Source organism: Bacillus sp. FG16 (assembly GCF_057809515.1).
On sequence record NZ_JBMDKC010000024.1, the window covers coordinates 22,239 to 38,519 of the forward strand.

17 protein-coding genes are annotated in these 16,281 nt (G+C 36.6%); 5 read left to right on the forward strand and 12 right to left on the reverse strand.

Translation table 11 applies throughout. The features are described 5' to 3' along the window. Positions 1 to 11 precede the first annotated feature (11 nt). Entirely contained in the window at positions 12 to 1,553 is a 1,542-nt protein-coding gene (locus tag ACODS7_RS11345) for a SagB family peptide dehydrogenase (RefSeq protein WP_098628929.1), read from the forward strand. Between the two features lie 93 nt (positions 1,554 to 1,646). Then, positions 1,647 to 2,237: a class I SAM-dependent methyltransferase gene (locus ACODS7_RS11350; RefSeq protein WP_016082419.1), complete on the forward strand. Its 591-nt coding sequence runs from the start codon at positions 1,647 to 1,649 to the stop codon at positions 2,235 to 2,237. 30 nt (positions 2,238 to 2,267) lie between these two features. Here the strand turns inward: ACODS7_RS11350 and ACODS7_RS11355 are convergent, their stop codons facing one another. The 3 genes from ACODS7_RS11355 to ACODS7_RS11365 all read right to left on the reverse strand — a co-directional run bounded on the left by ACODS7_RS11355 (position 2,268) and on the right by ACODS7_RS11365 (position 4,822). Continuing rightward, positions 2,268 to 2,678 carry a DUF3908 family protein gene (locus tag ACODS7_RS11355; protein ID WP_000996808.1) on the reverse strand — a complete coding sequence of 137 codons (411 nt, stop codon included), beginning with the start codon at positions 2,676 to 2,678 and terminating at the stop codon, positions 2,268 to 2,270. A gap of 221 nt (positions 2,679 to 2,899) precedes the next feature. Next, positions 2,900 to 3,388: a GNAT family N-acetyltransferase gene (locus tag ACODS7_RS11360; RefSeq protein WP_048564899.1), complete on the reverse strand. Its 489-nt coding sequence runs from the start codon at positions 3,386 to 3,388 to the stop codon at positions 2,900 to 2,902. A 99-nt stretch (positions 3,389 to 3,487) separates the two neighbouring features. Next, the gene (locus tag ACODS7_RS11365) at positions 3,488 to 4,822 is read right to left on the reverse strand and encodes an FAD-dependent oxidoreductase (protein ID WP_098628931.1); all 1,335 of its coding nucleotides are present in this window, start codon (positions 4,820 to 4,822) and stop codon (positions 3,488 to 3,490) included. A 200-nt stretch (positions 4,823 to 5,022) separates the two neighbouring features. Between ACODS7_RS11365 and ACODS7_RS11370 the strand changes: the two genes are divergently transcribed. After that, entirely contained in the window at positions 5,023 to 5,445 is a 423-nt protein-coding gene (locus ACODS7_RS11370; protein WP_098628933.1) for a hypothetical protein, read from the forward strand. Between the two features lie 46 nt (positions 5,446 to 5,491). Here the strand turns inward: ACODS7_RS11370 and ACODS7_RS11375 are convergent, their stop codons facing one another. Both ACODS7_RS11375 and ACODS7_RS11380 read right to left on the reverse strand, forming a co-directional pair. Beyond that, a complete protein-coding gene (locus ACODS7_RS11375; protein WP_043936717.1) occupies positions 5,492 to 6,727 on the reverse strand; it encodes a TcaA 3rd/4th domain-containing protein in 1,236 nt (411 codons plus the stop codon). Between the two features lie 19 nt (positions 6,728 to 6,746). Beyond that, positions 6,747 to 7,532: a zinc-ribbon domain-containing protein gene (locus tag ACODS7_RS11380; RefSeq protein WP_050842898.1), complete on the reverse strand. Its 786-nt coding sequence runs from the start codon at positions 7,530 to 7,532 to the stop codon at positions 6,747 to 6,749. 196 nt (positions 7,533 to 7,728) lie between these two features. Between ACODS7_RS11380 and ACODS7_RS11385 the strand changes: the two genes are divergently transcribed. Then, positions 7,729 to 8,562: a hypothetical protein gene (locus ACODS7_RS11385; RefSeq protein WP_098628935.1), complete on the forward strand. Its 834-nt coding sequence runs from the start codon at positions 7,729 to 7,731 to the stop codon at positions 8,560 to 8,562. A 14-nt stretch (positions 8,563 to 8,576) separates the two neighbouring features. Here ACODS7_RS11385 and ACODS7_RS11390 read toward each other — a convergent pair whose 3' ends face one another. Continuing rightward, positions 8,577 to 9,260 carry a DUF2278 family protein gene (locus ACODS7_RS11390; RefSeq protein ID WP_064532942.1) on the reverse strand — a complete coding sequence of 228 codons (684 nt, stop codon included), beginning with the start codon at positions 9,258 to 9,260 and terminating at the stop codon, positions 8,577 to 8,579. A 248-nt stretch (positions 9,261 to 9,508) separates the two neighbouring features. Between ACODS7_RS11390 and ACODS7_RS11395 the strand changes: the two genes are divergently transcribed. Further along, complete coding sequence (locus ACODS7_RS11395; protein ID WP_098628937.1) at positions 9,509 to 10,624, forward strand: RNA-guided endonuclease InsQ/TnpB family protein; 1,116 nt, start codon at positions 9,509 to 9,511, stop codon at positions 10,622 to 10,624. Between the two features lie 263 nt (positions 10,625 to 10,887). On the opposite strand, the gene ACODS7_RS11400 is transcribed toward ACODS7_RS11395, so the two are convergent. From ACODS7_RS11400 to trpC, 6 genes are all read right to left on the reverse strand, one after another. Beyond that, positions 10,888 to 12,387 carry an L-lactate permease gene (locus tag ACODS7_RS11400; RefSeq protein WP_098628938.1) on the reverse strand — a complete coding sequence of 500 codons (1,500 nt, stop codon included), beginning with the start codon at positions 12,385 to 12,387 and terminating at the stop codon, positions 10,888 to 10,890. Positions 12,388 to 12,504: 117 nt separating this feature from the next. After that, positions 12,505 to 12,864, reverse strand: coding sequence for a DUF4029 domain-containing protein (locus ACODS7_RS11405; protein ID WP_043936706.1), 360 nt, complete (start codon positions 12,862 to 12,864; stop codon positions 12,505 to 12,507). Between the two features lie 73 nt (positions 12,865 to 12,937). Further along, a complete protein-coding gene (gene trpA, locus ACODS7_RS11410; RefSeq protein ID WP_016082429.1) occupies positions 12,938 to 13,714 on the reverse strand; it encodes a tryptophan synthase subunit alpha in 777 nt (258 codons plus the stop codon). Between the two features lie 3 nt (positions 13,715 to 13,717). Beyond that, complete coding sequence (trpB, locus tag ACODS7_RS11415) at positions 13,718 to 14,911, reverse strand: tryptophan synthase subunit beta (protein WP_243168308.1); 1,194 nt, start codon at positions 14,909 to 14,911, stop codon at positions 13,718 to 13,720. Next, positions 14,908 to 15,522 carry a phosphoribosylanthranilate isomerase gene (locus ACODS7_RS11420; RefSeq protein WP_043936705.1) on the reverse strand — a complete coding sequence of 205 codons (615 nt, stop codon included), beginning with the start codon at positions 15,520 to 15,522 and terminating at the stop codon, positions 14,908 to 14,910. The genes trpB and ACODS7_RS11420 overlap by 4 nt, the downstream gene beginning before the upstream one ends. Beyond that, positions 15,519 to 16,280 carry an indole-3-glycerol phosphate synthase TrpC gene (trpC, locus tag ACODS7_RS11425; RefSeq protein ID WP_243168307.1) on the reverse strand — a complete coding sequence of 254 codons (762 nt, stop codon included), beginning with the start codon at positions 16,278 to 16,280 and terminating at the stop codon, positions 15,519 to 15,521. The genes ACODS7_RS11420 and trpC overlap by 4 nt, the downstream gene beginning before the upstream one ends. Position 16,281 lies beyond the last annotated feature (1 nt).

Consider the following 16,281-nt stretch of genomic DNA (forward strand, 5'->3'; position numbering starts at 1 on the left):
GGAGGGATTTCATGCAGCTAGATACTTTTTTACATCATCTCCATTTCTCTATTGATGAAATTATGCCGAATCATGAGGTGGACTGGAAAGACGCACCGCTTCCTTATAAATTATATCGAAATGTACCTACCATCCCGCTCTCCTTAGAAATCCCGTTATCTTTATCGAACTCTTCTACTACACCTACTCTAAATGAGATTGGTCACTATCTTTGGTATTCATTTGGTGTAACACAATTATGTCAGCTAAATAGCGAGAGAAATGTATTACGCAGATCCATTCCTTCAGGCGGTGCTTTATATCCGAATGAATTGTATATCTATTTAAAGATTGACGATTATCCAGACGGCATTTACCATTATGACGCCGCGCATCACCGACTTATTTTACTTCGCGAAGGAAATTTCGATTCTTATTTAGCAGACGCACTCGGTAATCGCTGTAATATACATGATTGTTTCGGTGCCGCATTCGTATCCACTATGTTTTGGAAAAACTTCTTTAAATACAATAACTTTTCATATCGCCTTCAAGGATTAGATAGCGGGGTTCTCATTGGACAATTACTAGAATGTGCAAAACAGTTCGGTTATACGAATGGCGTATACTTTCAATTTCTAGACCGTGCACTGAATCATTTACTCGGATTGTCAGAAGTTGAAGAAAGTGTGTATGCCGTCATTCCTTTAAGTACAGAACCAGAAACTAATTGGTTTCACAATGATTACCGTGAAAATAAAACAGTTACTTCTCATGAGTTGTTGCAACAAATTCCGCCGTTAGCACATGAACATTTCGTTCGCTCAAAACATGTAAATGAACATCCGATGATAACAAAAATAAATGAAGCTTCTATGATTGAATCGACAGCACACTTCCAAACACTACATCATGAAGAGCACTATCAACATAATACGTACGCTGTACAGCTACCGAAAGTAGAACGGTTATCGTATGATTTCCTACAACTTTGTAAAAAACGATATTCTCCTGATGCGGACTTTATTTTAACGAAATGGGATGCAGCTGAGCTCGCTACTTTACTACAAGAAGCGAGCCTCTCCTTCCCCTATTACAGCGACCTTGATGGTAAGTATGTAAATGAAAATGCACGCGTCTCATTATATGGATGTTTCTATAACGTAAAAGATATAGAAAACGGCGCTTACACTTATAACAGTAAAACACATTCCATACAACCACTTCGATATGGGGACCTTCGTTATCTCCTTCAATCTAGTATGACGATGGATAACGTAAACCTTTTTCAAGTACCACTTTGCTTACATGTAGTCGGAAAGAAAGATTACTATACACGTGCATTAGGCTATAGAGGATACCGTATTCACCAAATGGAAGCTGGTATCCTCGTTCATAAACTCGTTTTTGCTGCAACTGCTATGGGGATGGGTGGGCATCCGTTACTAAGTTTTGATACAAATTCATGTGATCAATTGTACGGAATTGATGCTGGGAATGAAACATCTCTTATTCAAGTTCCAGTTGGGGCATATCGGGCGCGAAATTGGTTAAAAGGGGCTTTGCATAGTTAAAAGCACGCCGTCTATCGGCGTGCTTTTTTTTAAAGGATTTAATTTATAAAAAGAGAAATGAGTATATATTCTTACATAAAAGGAGAATTTAACTTGAACATTTTACAACGGTTAATTCAGCAAGCAAAAAATCCTAGCGGAACAATTGGTTCCTCCATGCTTTGTATTATGAACGCTGCACATACGAGATTAATAAATTGGGCATTACAGAAAGTACACATAAAGACAGATGCAGTCGTATTAGACATCGGCTGTGGTGGAGGCAAAACCATACACACTCTTTCAAAACGAACTCCACTTGGGGAAATATATGGGATTGATTACTCCGATCAAGCTGTGAAAAATTCTATACAGACGAATGCAAAAGATGTTCAAAAACAAAAAGTAATTGTTCAACAAGCAAGCGTTTCTTCTATTCCACATCATACGAACTTCTTCGATCTCATTACCGCCTTTCAAACTCATTATTTTTGGCCTGATGTTGAACAAGATATAAAAGAAGTATTTCGCGTCTTAAAACCAGACGGCTCCTTTTTATTAGTGGCTGAAACTTTCAAAATTCAATATCATATGGAGAAATGTAAAACGACTGAAGAATTAATAAACCTATTTTATAAGACAGGATTTAAAAGTGTGAAATGTTACGAAGAAAGAGGATGTCTTTGTGTAATAGGAAATAAGTAAAAAAGCAGACCTTTATGGGCCTGCTTTTTACTAGATTAACTTAAAAATACTCTTAATTTGTCTAGCAAACAACCAATTTTTCGTACCGTAGTTATCATTTAAACTATCTAAATTAATAGATTGTCCGTTAGCAAACTTTAATTCTAACGTTGTATTTTTGTCATTTGTTTTTAAATTACTATTTGTAATATCATCATACTTTAATTTTTCAATCTCAATATATTCGTCTTTTTCTTGTCCGATCACGACATGGTCTTGGAAGAAGAAAAATACTTCTACTTTTTTACCGAAACAAAATACATTTTTCGTATAAATTAATGTCGCGTTATCAAGTCCGACACATACTTCTTTCATTTCTTCCACAACGTGTCCAAAGTCTTCTTCATGTCTTGTATTTGATTCAACAATCCATTCTTCGATTGTTTTCATATTAATTGCCATACTGCGCCCCCTGGTTCGTTCATTGCTTCATTAAAAAAATAAATACTATATGAAAATATAAGCGATTAGTAATATGTTTTCAAGGGGGAACGGTATATTCAAAATAAAGTGAAACTTTAATCAATAGGGGTCTTCATCCCCACTGATTATTAGTTGAACCAATCGGGCTTTTGCGGGATAAAGTTAAATTTCAAAGTAATATAAAAGGAACACCAATTTCATTAAATTTTAAACGTTTGAACGAGGCATTCTTCCTCATCAATTAACTGCTCTCTCTCATCAAATTCAATGTTCAGTTCTTTATATACTTTCTTCCAAAACGACACTGCTGGTACATTTTTTACAAGTTCGATAACGAAATATTGTCCTCTTTTCTCTTCTAGTAAATTCTCAACAGCTTGTTTACCGATTCCTTTTCCTTTATATTGATTCAATATGAAAATATCATTAATACCAAAATCATTTTCCTTCTTCAAAAACGGACGTTCCAGTAGTAATAAGAATCCTACAATACTATGATCAACTTTTATAAAATACGGCGTGATTCCGTCATTTTTCCAAAACATATGCAAACCTTCGTATTCAAAAAATCCATTCGCTCCGATAGTTATATTCATAGTGAACTTAGAAAGGTCATGAAGATATAATGCGTACAAATTACGTAATATTTCTTTTTCTGATTCTTGAATTTTTTGAAGTGCTACAATCATAAAAAACTCCCCTTCCTCATATGTAACTATTTCCCAACCCTCTTCATTCGACAAAAATGATAATTCCCCTTTAACAAAAAAATAGCACTTTAAAAAGTGCTATTCTGCTCTCCTTGCCGCTTGCTGAATTGGATCCCAAACGCTGTTATATGGTGGTGCATAACTTAAGTCGACGTCTTCTAAATCATGAATGCTCATTTTATTGAAAAGCGCCATCGCGATCACATCAATACGTTTATCTACGCCTTCTTCTCCAATTACTTGCCCGCCCAATAATTGTTTCGTATCGGAGCGATATAGTAATTTCAAGTAAAGTGGTTTTGCATTTGGATAATAGCCCGCCATATTTGTAGAATCTACTTTGACCGTTTTATACGGAATGTGTAGCCCTTTTGCTTCTTTTTCATTTAAGCCTGTTCTTGCGAGTGTCAAATCCATAAATTTAATAATGCCTGTGCCTAACGTGCCTTTAAATGCTCTTCGTTTATCGACCATATTAAGTCCGGCAAGTCTCCCTTGTTTATTGGCAGTCGTTCCAATTGGTATATGGTCATGAATTTCTTTTATAACGTGATAATGTGTTGCGCAATCACCGGCTGCATATACGTCTTGCACATTCGTTTGCATATATGCATTTACTTCGATTGCTCCTTTATGATTCTTACTTATATTTGTCCCTTCAAGAAAATCAGTATTTGGCTTCACTCCAACCGACACTAAAACAAGATCTGCTTTATACGTACCTTTATCCGTTTCGATTGCTTCTACTCGTTCATTTCCTTTAAATGCTTTTACATTTTCATTCGTTAAAATTTCAATATTGTGTTTATCTGCTTCTTTATGTATATATTCAGCCATATCTGCATCATAAATCGTACCGATATGATCATTTCGTTCAATCATTCTTACTTTCTTACCAAGTTCGACGAATGTTTCTGCCATCTCCAGTCCGATTGCACCGCCGCCAATAATGGTTACATCTTCAACTTTATTCGTTTTTAGCGTTTTTAATATGCGCTCAGCATCCGGAATTGTTTTTAAAAGATGAACGCCTTGCAGCTCTCGACCTTCCCATTCTGGCATAACAGGACGCACTCCAGTCGCAATTAATAATCGATCATATGGAAATTCAAAAACATCTTTCGTCTTCGTATGTTCTGCGTACACCATTTTCTTTTCCGTATCTACTTTCGTTACTTCATGACGCACTTTTGCATCAATGCCATATTTATCACGAAATGTCTTTACATTGCGCGCAACTAATTTTTCAGTTGAAGCGATAGCACCACTAATAACATAAGGTAATCCGCACTGAGCGTATGAATAGATTTCACCTTTTTCTAGCGTCACAACATTTGCAGTTTCATCGTTTCTAACAATTTGCATAGCTGCACTCATACCAGCTGCATCTCCGCCAATAATGACATAGTTCACTTTACCACTCCTTCTTTTTTTACATACTCTTTACGTTTTCCATATTTTATAGAAATAACACCTACTTCCATTGTAAAGAAAGAGAATTTCATCTTCAAATTTGGTGCACAAACCTATGCTTGAATAGGTAACCGTCGTGTCTTATAAACAACATGTTTAATATGCTATAACAGTAGCTATTGAAAGTAGGTGAAACATACATGTGCGCCGGCCTTCTCGTCCAGCTTCCAGAGGAACCGATAGAACCGAAACCCGCCCTTCCGCTTGAACAGGAGTTTACCGTTAGTGTAACTTTATACAGTGCTCGTGCTTGGTTATCTGACAATGACACTTTCTCACAAACTATTTGGAAAGCTGCCCGCTTCGCTTCTGCATCACACGCTCGCAAGGCCATCTTTCCAGTCGGTACTGTTAAAATTATAAATTTTTCTGACGATACAATAACAGTTACTGCATCATCAGAATCAGATGATACGCTTAAAATAATCGTCCCTCCTCATTCCGAAGCTGCTTTAACGTCTAGTTCTTTATCTGATGTGCAAGCCAGTACATCAGGGGGAGCAAGTAAAGTCACATTTCTCTTTCATATCTTTTTCTCTAGGGATCCTGGTCCAGCTAAATAATCATAAAAAAGGTACAGTAATATGCACTGTACCTTTTTCCCGCGCTCTATTCTCTTGATTTAATTAGTTCAATATTATAAGTTTCGATATCTGTTAACTTTCCTGTAAAATAAGGATTTTCTCTATACCAAGACTGTTTTGCAAAATACGCTTGCATATCTTTCGTTTGAAAAATATGTCCATGCCTTGCATATATTTCATTTCTAGCAATTTTCAACTGTTCTTTCGATAAATAGGTTAAATCTGTGCTCGTTAATTTTCGAATATCACTATCAGGAAAGATGAAACCATTATATACATACCCAGTCGTAGGTGACGGGGTAACATTATAAACAACTGTTTTTTCTGCACTTTTCGTTTGGAATGGAAGATTATAAGACGAAAGTGCCGTTACCGTCTCTACTTTTGTCGTTTCCCGTCCATTTTCTCCATTTCGTTCTAAATAAATTTTCGCGCTTCCATCAGTCGCTACAGGCCCCCATGTAATTTCTTCTCCTGCGAGCGCTGTAACTGGTTTTTGATTTACGTACAATGTTGCACCAGGCGCGTTCGTTTGAACTGTAATATATTGACCTTGCAACGTTAAATCTATCGTTACGTTATTTTGGCTTTGTTTCATAAGTACAACCTTTTCCTCACGTGATAGTTTTACATAGTCATTTTTATATTCTGATTGAAACACTTGATTTCCCGGAAGAAATGGCCCATATTGCTTCTCAAACTTTTTGTCATCTGTCTTATCAATTTCTTTTCCGTTCATTTTTAACGATACGCCTTTTTCATTTGTAAGCAAAGTTGTATAGTACGTCTTCGCTTTCAATTTATACCGATCAAATATAAAGAAATACTTTCCGTCTTTCGTTAATGAAAAATCAGCCCTTTCTATTCCGTCCCGTTGTTTTTCACCTTGTCTCAAATATCCTTTTAATTCATTTACGTAAGATGGATTTTCTTTTATATATGAAAATAGAGGCGTTAAACTCTCTCTCGTTATCATAACCGATGGATCATCTGCCGTAACGATCTCAGCTAATTTCTCTCCGTCCCGCTCTTGTAAAATCGTAATCATCCGGTCTACTTGTGCCACCTGCGTATAATACGATGATCCGTACAAATACAATCCAATAATCGCTATAACAAATAGTGCTAACAGTGTAATGCCAACTTTTGTACCACCGCTCATGTTCTTCTTTACTGCAGGACTTCCCCTCTTCATCCCGCAGTTTTGACAAAATTGTACACCATCTTCAAACTGAACTCCGCACTTTGTACATACATTCATTCAGTCAACCACCTTTTCATTAGAAGCCAGTTATTCCCTGTGTTAAGGCTTGAATTATCGTGCTAATGTAAGACCAAAGTACAATGAACGTTGCAATTCCAATTAAAACATTTGCAATAATAAGTGTGTAAACGAGATCTAATCCGCCATTGTCTAGTTTTAATACGGCTACAGTTATACTAATCCCTATATAAGTTGCAACTACCGATAATAATATCGGTAAGAAAAAGATTAATAAAAAACTAAAAAGAAAAGAAAGAACTAATATGACAATAGCCGGCGTCGCTATCGTTCCCCATATACCAAATACTTCAAGAAACGAAAAAGATGATTTCATCATCTTACCACTTACAAAAATAATAAATCCGACAAATAAAGTTAAAATTAATAAAAAGAAAAAGACCGTTATAGATTCTCCAAAAAACGTGGGAGTAGATATATCTGGTGCAAATGTTCTCGTAACTGCTGATGCTGCACTCATCATTCTATAAAAAATACATGCTCCTAAAAAACAAATAAGAACAAGACTTACAATTCCATTTCGTACTTCAATAGTGCCGCTTTTCATAATCGCTGTCGGTGCTTGTAATGCACGTTTAAAAAATTGAAAATAGCCGCTCGCAAACCGCTTCGCTTGTTCTACCGTTTCATTTGGACGCGTTTCCTTTTCTTGTGCCACACGCGCTTGTTCCTGCCCTTCTTCTTTGCCACTACTTGCCACTACTTCTTCCGTTAACGAATGTCCACAATTCCCGCAAAACTTTGCCTCTACTGCATGTTCTGTATGACATGACGGACATTTCATTCTCTAATCCCTCCTTAAGCATATACCTTATAGGGTGTTACAAATTCAATATATGACTTTGTACATAAAACATGACTACAAGAAAAAGATTATGAAATCCTTCTTCCGAAAGAAAATATATGTGCTAGCAATCTTGAAAAATAATGCTATTATGAAACAGAACAAATAACATTTTTAACAGATTGGATGAAAGATAATGGAATTGGTAAACTCAATTTTTCAAATACTCCTTACAAGCATAATCCAATTATTTTCCTTAATTGGCGTTATCATTGTAATTGGATTTTTATTAGGTTATTTAGAATCTCTCACACGAATGTATTGGTCGAGAGCCTTTGGGAGAAAGGGATTTCTTTTGACTGCGTGGGTTGGTGTTCCTATTCACGAACTTGGACATGCCATTATGTGCGTACTGTTCCGTCATAAAATTGTAGCGACTCAGTTCTTCCCAACAGATACAAGTCAAGGGGCTTTAGGTTACGTACAACATCAATACAATCAAAAAAGTGTGTATCAACGAATTGGGAATTTCTTCATCGGCATTGGGCCTATTATTTCTGGTATTACTGCATTAATCCTTTTAATGCGTTATTTCATACCAGAATCATATTTTTTATTTAATACAACCCTCGAAAAAACGATCGCTTCTACTTCTATTAATCTAGAAATGATCCAAAACATGCTCTTGTCGACGTTTGTATTATTGAAAAGCTTATTTACAATCGGTAATTTATTGAATCCTTCCTTTTGGTTATTTTTATTTATCGCCATTTGCATTTCCGCACATATCGCTTTAAGTAAACCAGACATTAAAGGATCAATAGACGGTGTTGTCGTCATGTTTATCGTGTTATTTTTATTCAACATAATAGCAGGACTGTTTCAATACGACAGTAATCAGCTAATTGGACAGGTTATGAAATATAATATGTATCTCATTGCGTTTTCTAGTGTGGCACTGCTGTTCTCTTGTCTTTCTACACTCGTTAGTTTTTCGTTTTATAAAATAAGAAGAGGGCGTTCTTTTTGAACGCCCTCTTCTTATTAATTATTCCCCTTATAATCACAATGCTCAACCGGAACACGAGCATGCCCCTCTTCATCGGTACACCATGACTGTGATTGGAATGCAAGAAAGATACCAATCCATTCTTCTTCCTTTTCAAAGTGAATAAGTATTCCTCCATCTTGCCAGATGCCATCATCACCTTGCCATTTTTCTACATTCCCTTGATTCATGTGAATATCATGTATACCGTTTCCTGGTTTGAAATGAAAATAGGAATCTGGTGTGTTTTCTTCTGGTCCCCATCTTTCGCCAAACGCGTAAATAATTGCTTTTTCTTCCATCGCTCGCTTTATATAACGTTCTATTTTTTCGTTTAAATCATTATCTGCTCCTGCTTTTTCGGGAGGCAAAGGAATCATTTGTTTTGAGTCAAATAGATTTCCTCTTACATAATCTAAAGCCACTTTCGGTTCATTGTTTTTTACTTCCGTAAAACCAAATGGTAATGTCGGTAAAATGTGAATCGCCTCTGACCGAATATCGTTACTCGCAAAATATAAAACTTCTGACGGATAACTTTGCGACTTTACGTTAATAGCAATACGATAATCTACTCCAGTCTCGCCCTGTAAATGAACTTGATAATGAGGTGTCTTCCCTTTTCCAATCTTTGATTGTATAACTGTACCTTTTAACACACCGTAGTTTTTTAGGGGCATACATTTCATCTCCTATTCATCTAAAATCGGCAAGGATACCCCCTACTTCAATCGTGTGAAGGGCGATATCCCAACGATAAGTGGGGGAGGAATTGCCGGCAGATACGGTATGGTACGTTAAAAATCCTAAGATTCTGTACCATATCAAGTATCTGAAACTTCCACCTTGCCTCCTACTTTCTCTACTTAAGTTGTTTGCTTTCACTAAAAATCTGTTACAATTTAATTAGTGAAAGGCGGTGAAAATAATGCCTACAATTACTGCAAAAATACAAATCCATGTTTCCGATAATCAAGCTGAAAGTCTAAAGATAACAACGAACGCTTACCGCAAGGCTTGTAATTGGTTATCAAAACACATATTTGAAACAAAGAACCTTAATCAAGTAAATCTCAATAACTTATCTTATTCTGATTTGCGAAATCAATTTAGGTTAAAAAGTCAAATGGCTCAATCTGTGATGAAAACTGTAATTGCTCGTTACAAGTCGGCTAAATCAAATGGACATGAATGGTCTTTGATTGACTTCAAACTTGCAGAATATGATTTAGTCTGGAATCGAGATTATTCACTAACCAAAAACCAATTTAGTGTAAACACGCTTGAAGGTCGCCTAAAACTAAATTATGAGCGTAAGGCTATGAAGAAATACTTCAACAGCACTTGGAAATTTGGTACTGCTAAATTAGTGCATAAGTACAAAAAGTGGTTCTTACATATCCCGATGACAAAAGAGTACCAAACATTAGATTTCGCAGATGTAAACAACATCGTTGGTGTTGATTTAGGAATCAACTTCCTTGCAACCACTTATGATAGTCAGGGCAAAACAACCTTCTACAACGGAAATATTGTTAAACATAAGCGTGGTAAATTTAAAGCTACTCGTAAGCAATTACAAACACGACAAACACCATCTTCTCGTAAGAAAATAAAACAAATTGGCTCAAGAGAAAACCGTTATGTAACTGATGTAAACCATCAAATTACAAAGGCACTCGTTGAGGCATACCCTAGAGGTACTATGTTTGTTTTAGAAGACTTAACAGGGGTTCGTTCTGCGACAGAGAAAGTACGAGTGAAAAACCGCTATGTTTCTGTATCTTGGGCTTTCTATCAGTTCCGTCAAATGCTTGAGTATAAAGCTGAATTGAATGGACAAAAGGTAATTGTGGTAGACCCCAAATATACTTCCCAAACTTGCCCTAAGTGCGGAAACATTGAAAAAGCGAATCGTAATAAAAAGCTACACACTTTTAAGTGTAAAAATTGCCAATACCAATCAAATGATGACCGTATTGGTGCGATGAATCTACACCGTAAGGGAATTAAGCATATCAGTGTAGTTACCACAGGAGTATAGCTCTTGTGGTAGGGGCGAAGTCAACCGTCCTTATGCTCCACCATACTAAGGTAGGAGAGCATTGCTCGTTCGTACTACTGGGTAGGAATAAGCGTAGTTGCTCTCTATGAGGGTAGAAGCACTGTCGAACTCCGACAGACGCAAGCCCCCACTTCAAACGACCCGTAAGGGTGTTAAGTGGCGGGTTGTTGACTTAGTAGAAGCTTTTCATATTTAAAACATTATCCACTCATAAAAAAAATCCTCCTATGTTAGGAGGATTTTTAATTTCTCAACATATACCAAACAATAACTTCTACCATTACAAGCAAAACCGCACCAAAGATCATTATCGTCGTCTTCTTTAACAGTTCATTTTCACGGTAAGGGATATTACATAAGTAAGCACCTAGTGTAATCCGTGACGGGCAAGCGATTGTCGCTACTGATGATGCGGTGTTTTGCAGTGTTGTGACGTATTGCCACGGGAGTGCTACGTTTTGTGCGGTTTGCATTTGTAGTTTTATAAACATTGCATTTGATCCTGCGTTACTACCTGTTAAAAATCCACCAATAGCGCCAATAAACGGAGCAACGAAAACGAAAAAGGTTCCAAATGTTTCACCAGCTGTCTTTGCGAGTAATGAATGCATGCCTGATGCACCCATTAGTTCTGAAATGGCGATAAACATTGTCGTCGTAATCGCAAAAGGAATCCATTGTTTGATCGTTTGCGAGAGTGATTGTTTAATAATATTAGACGGGATGCGGAAGAAAATAATAGTAAATAAGCAAGTCATAACGAGCCAAAATCCTGGTGAATATAGTAACTCTAGTTTGTAAGAGTATGATTTCAAATCGAGAACCGCATATGATCTGAACAAATCATGTAATGCTGGAACGAGGCGAGAAAGTAAAATACAAACTGTTAGAAATATATAAGGGCTAATAATTTTTATAATGGATACTTCTCTCTCCGTTGCAGCCGCATGTTCTGTTATAAGATTTTGCCCACTTTTTCCTTTTAATTTAATGATAAGAAAGCCAAATGTAATCGTAACGATAGAACTTAATATCCCGGCTAGTTCCACGCTTACGTATGCGTTAGAAAGATAGATTCCGAGAGAAAATAATAGAAAGAATCCTACTCCTTCTTTCCACTTTTCTATAATCGCTTGCCAGCCGCCAACAACGTGTAAAGAAAGAATAATAAAGTAAGCAAACATCGGAATACTTAATAGCGCTGTATTTGTACCAAGTGTTGTAAGAGGCATATTTATTAGCTGCGAACCGATAATCGTACCAGTTGCCATTGCGCCCCATGAACTAGCTAGTAAGCCGATAAATGAGAGCAGTACAGCTTGAAATGGTTTATATCCTAGTGAAAGAAAAATAGGTGCTGCAACCATGAAGCCGATACCGAATCCACTTACTGATTCAATAAGCGGGCAAATGCCAAAACACATAAGCAGCATTTGTAATAAGCGATCCTGAGTAACTTCTTCTAGAAAACGTGCTACTTGATCGATGTACCCCATTTTGTTCATGAGGTGAAATAAAAAAATACCGAAAAATAAAACGTACCCGACAATAAAACAAATTAACCACCCTTTAATCGTTGCGTGCACAGTTTCACTTATCCCTAATCGAAACGTTGGCGAGAGTAAAACGATTCCAACAGACACAGCATAAGAAATTAACGAAGACCTTAATGACGTTTGTTTAAATAAAAATAAACAAATGAAAATCATTATAATTGGGATAAGTGCCAACAATATGACCATGTTATCATCTCATTTCGTTATAAAATACAATTTTTAACTATTATATAACAGATGTCATAATTTTCAATTGTTTTTACAACAGATTTAAAAAAGGAGCCGTTTAGCTCCTTTTTTAAATCACTCCCATTTTCTATTATCCTGAAAAACTGTCTGCTGTCCGACTATTTTATCTAACACAACAAACACAATATAAGCACATATTACTTGCAATACAATATTTCCAAATTTCATTAATTCAAATGAATGAATCCACCTGAATAATTCGTTTAATAATACAATCGAAACGATACTAAATAATTCTACACTAATCGAAAATATACATATTTCTAAAATAGACTGTTCTTGAATGCGATTTAAATTTGAAAAGATGAATACATATCCTAAAAATAGAGCCATCAACTCTATTTTCGTCATGCTAATGAGCCAAGCGTATAGTGGTACAGTTAAAAGAAGATATAGTAATTTCCGTCTTAGCATGCCTTCTCACCCTCTGAATTATATGTATTTTCTGTATATTTTAACATTTATTACGCAAAACAAAAAGAAGAGACTACGCCTCTTCTTTTTGTTTTGTTGCATATATTAATTCACATATTTCTTCTCGCTTTTCATTTTCTAAAAGCTCAATGATCTTACTTCCAACGACAACTCCGTCGCATATTGTAACCATTTCTTCTACATGTTCTTTTGTTGAAATGCCAAATCCAGCGACTACTGGTAAGTTGACGTGTGATTTTACTTTTTCTAAGTAACTATGAATCTCCTCTTTAAAGTTTTGACGTACTCCCGTTACGCCCGCTACTGTAACAGCATAAACGAACCCTTCTGATTCACTCGTAATTTTTTCAATTCTTTCAATAGGGCTCGTTACGGTAACGAGTGGAATGAGCGCAATGTTTGCCTCTCGAAGTAACGGAGCAATAATATTTTGTTCTTCATACGGTAAGTCTGGTACGATGATGCCGTCTACACCTGCTTCCATACAGTTCTCGATGAATCGCTCTTTTCCGAATGCAAGTACCGGATTTAAATATGTCATAAGAACAAATGGCATTTGTACTTCTTTCCTTACTTCCGCTAAAGCTTGAAAAATGCCTTTTAATGTTACACCGCTATCTAACGCTCGCTTTCCTGCTCTTTGAATCGTTGGACCATCTGCGACTGGATCTGAAAACGGAATACCAATTTCAACGATGCTTGCTCCAGCCTCATCTAGAAAACGAATTCTTTCTTTTAATTTCTCAAGTCCACCATCTCCGCCCATTACGTACGGAATAAATGCTTTCTTGCCATTTTCAAACGCTGCTTTAATTTTTTCTACTCCCATTTTTTACACCTCTTCCATATAACGTTTTATACTCTCTACATCTTTATCGCCGCGGCCAGATAAACAAATAACAAGTCCTTCATCTTCCTTCATTTGCGGAGCTAATTTTAATGCGTATGCGACAGCATGTGAACTTTCTAGGGCCGGGATAATGCCTTCTTTTTTCGTTAATAATTGAAATGCTTCTAATGCTTCTTCGTCTGTTATCGAATGATAAGAAACGCGGCCAATATCTTTTAGCAAGCTATGTTCTGGACCAACACCTGGATAATCGAGTCCTGCTGAAATAGAGTGTGCTTCTTGAATTTGCCCTTCTTCATTTTGCAGAAGATACATCATTGATCCGTGTAAAACACCGACGCTTCCTTTCGTTAAAGTGGCTGCATGCTTTTCTGTATGAACGCCTTTTCCAGCTGCCTCTACGCCGTAAAGAGCAACTTCTTCATCATGTACGAACGGATAAAACATACCCATCGCGTTACTCCCACCACCAATGCAAGCAACGACTGCTTCTGGTAATTTCCCTTCTAATTCTTCATATTGTTTTTTCGTCTCATTCCCAATTACACTTTGGAAATCACGGACAATTTGCGGGAATGGATGTGGTCCGAGAACAGATCCCATAATGTAATGCGTATCATGCACATGTGAAACCCAGTAACGAAGCGCCTCGTTTACCGCATCTTTTAATGTACCGCTACCTGCCGCTCCACTTTCTACTTTCGCTCCGAGTAATTCCATTCGGAACACATTTAATTTTTGACGTCTTACATCTTCTTCTCCCATAAAAATGACGCATTCTAACCCGAGAAGAGCACATACAGTAGCTGTTGCAACTCCGTGTTGTCCAGCTCCTGTTTCAGCGACAACTTTTTTCTTACCCATTCGCACCGCAAGAAGTGCCTGACCAATTGTATTGTTAATTTTATGAGCTCCTGTATGATTCAAATCTTCACGTTTTAAATAAATCTTTGCACCTCCGCAATACTTCGTCATATTTTCAGCGAAATAAAGCGGTGTTTCTCTTCCGACGTACGTTTTTAAATAATGATTTAATTCCTTTTGAAACGCTTCATCTTGCATCGCTTCTTTATATGCTTCTTCTAGTTCTAGTACAGATTGCATTAACGTTTCTGGAACGTATCTTCCTCCGTATATACCATAATGTCCTTTTTCATCTGGATATGCGTAGTTCATTTGGAACACTCCTTCGCTTTTATAATAAATTGTTTTATTTTCTCTACATCTTTCTTTCCTTCTATCTCTACTCCGCTGCTCACATCAACCATATAAGGCCGAACAGTTCGAATTGCTTCTTCTATATTAAGAACATTTAATCCACCAGCTAATATCGTTTTCTCTCGCGACTCTTTTGGCATATGCCCAAGTAGTTCCCATGAAAATGTCTTTCCATTTCCTCCATGAAACTTTTCTTTCGGGCTATCAAATAATATATAATCCGCTTCATACCCTTGGGCGTTTTTCATATCACTCTCTGAAGTTACTCCTAGCGATTTTATAGACGGAATATTCAATCTTCTAATTTGATGATTGTCTTCATCCCCATGTAGTTGTACATGTGTTAACCCACACTCATCTGCAATTTTCTGGATCACTTCTACTGATTCATTTACGAAAACACCGATTTTTAACACGTTGGCTGGAAGCTCCTGAATAATTTCTTTCGCTCTCTTTGGAGTGATTTTCCGTTTACTTTCTGCAAAAACAAATCCGAGTGCATCTGCGCCATATTCGCACGCACTTTTCGCTGTTTCCACATCAGTGATGCCGCAAATTTTCACTTTCATATATTCACCTTACAATCTTCAAAAAAACTACTAATAGAAGATGATGTCATAAGCGCCTCTCCAACTAATACACCTTTGGCTCCAGCTCTTTTAACACGAATAATATCTTCTTTTGAATGAATGCCACTTTCACTAATCCAAAGTAGTTTCTCCTCATTCAATCTTTTTCCAAGCTTTTCAGTTTGGCTTAAATCTACTTCGAACGTTTTTAAATTACGATTATTAATGCCAATAACGTGCGGATTTAATACAATCGCAGTTTCTAATTCCTGTTCATCATGAACTTCAACAATCGCTTCTAATCCTTTTTCTAACACGTAGCTATACAACTCTTTTAACTTCTCTTTCGTTAACGCTGCTACGATTAGTAAAACAATATCTGCTCCCGCTTCATACGCTCTATCGATTTGAATCTTATCGATTATGAAATCTTTACATAAAAGCGGAATGTTACTTTCTTCTCTTGCTGTTTGTAAATCGTGAAACGATCCTTTAAAAAATTGACCATCTGTTAAAACAGATACTGCTCCTGCCCCGCAGTCTTCGTATATTCCCACTTGTTTTCGTACGTCAACGTGTAAATTGATATCTCCTTTTGATGGTGATGCTCGCTTTACTTCTGCAATGACAGTAAACTGCTGTAACGCTTCTACAAGTGAATGTGTCTTTCTTTTTGCTTTTACGGGTGTATATATTTCATATAACTCCGCAACTTCCTTTTTCTTCTGTTCTACAATTTTATCTAAAATCGTTCCCACT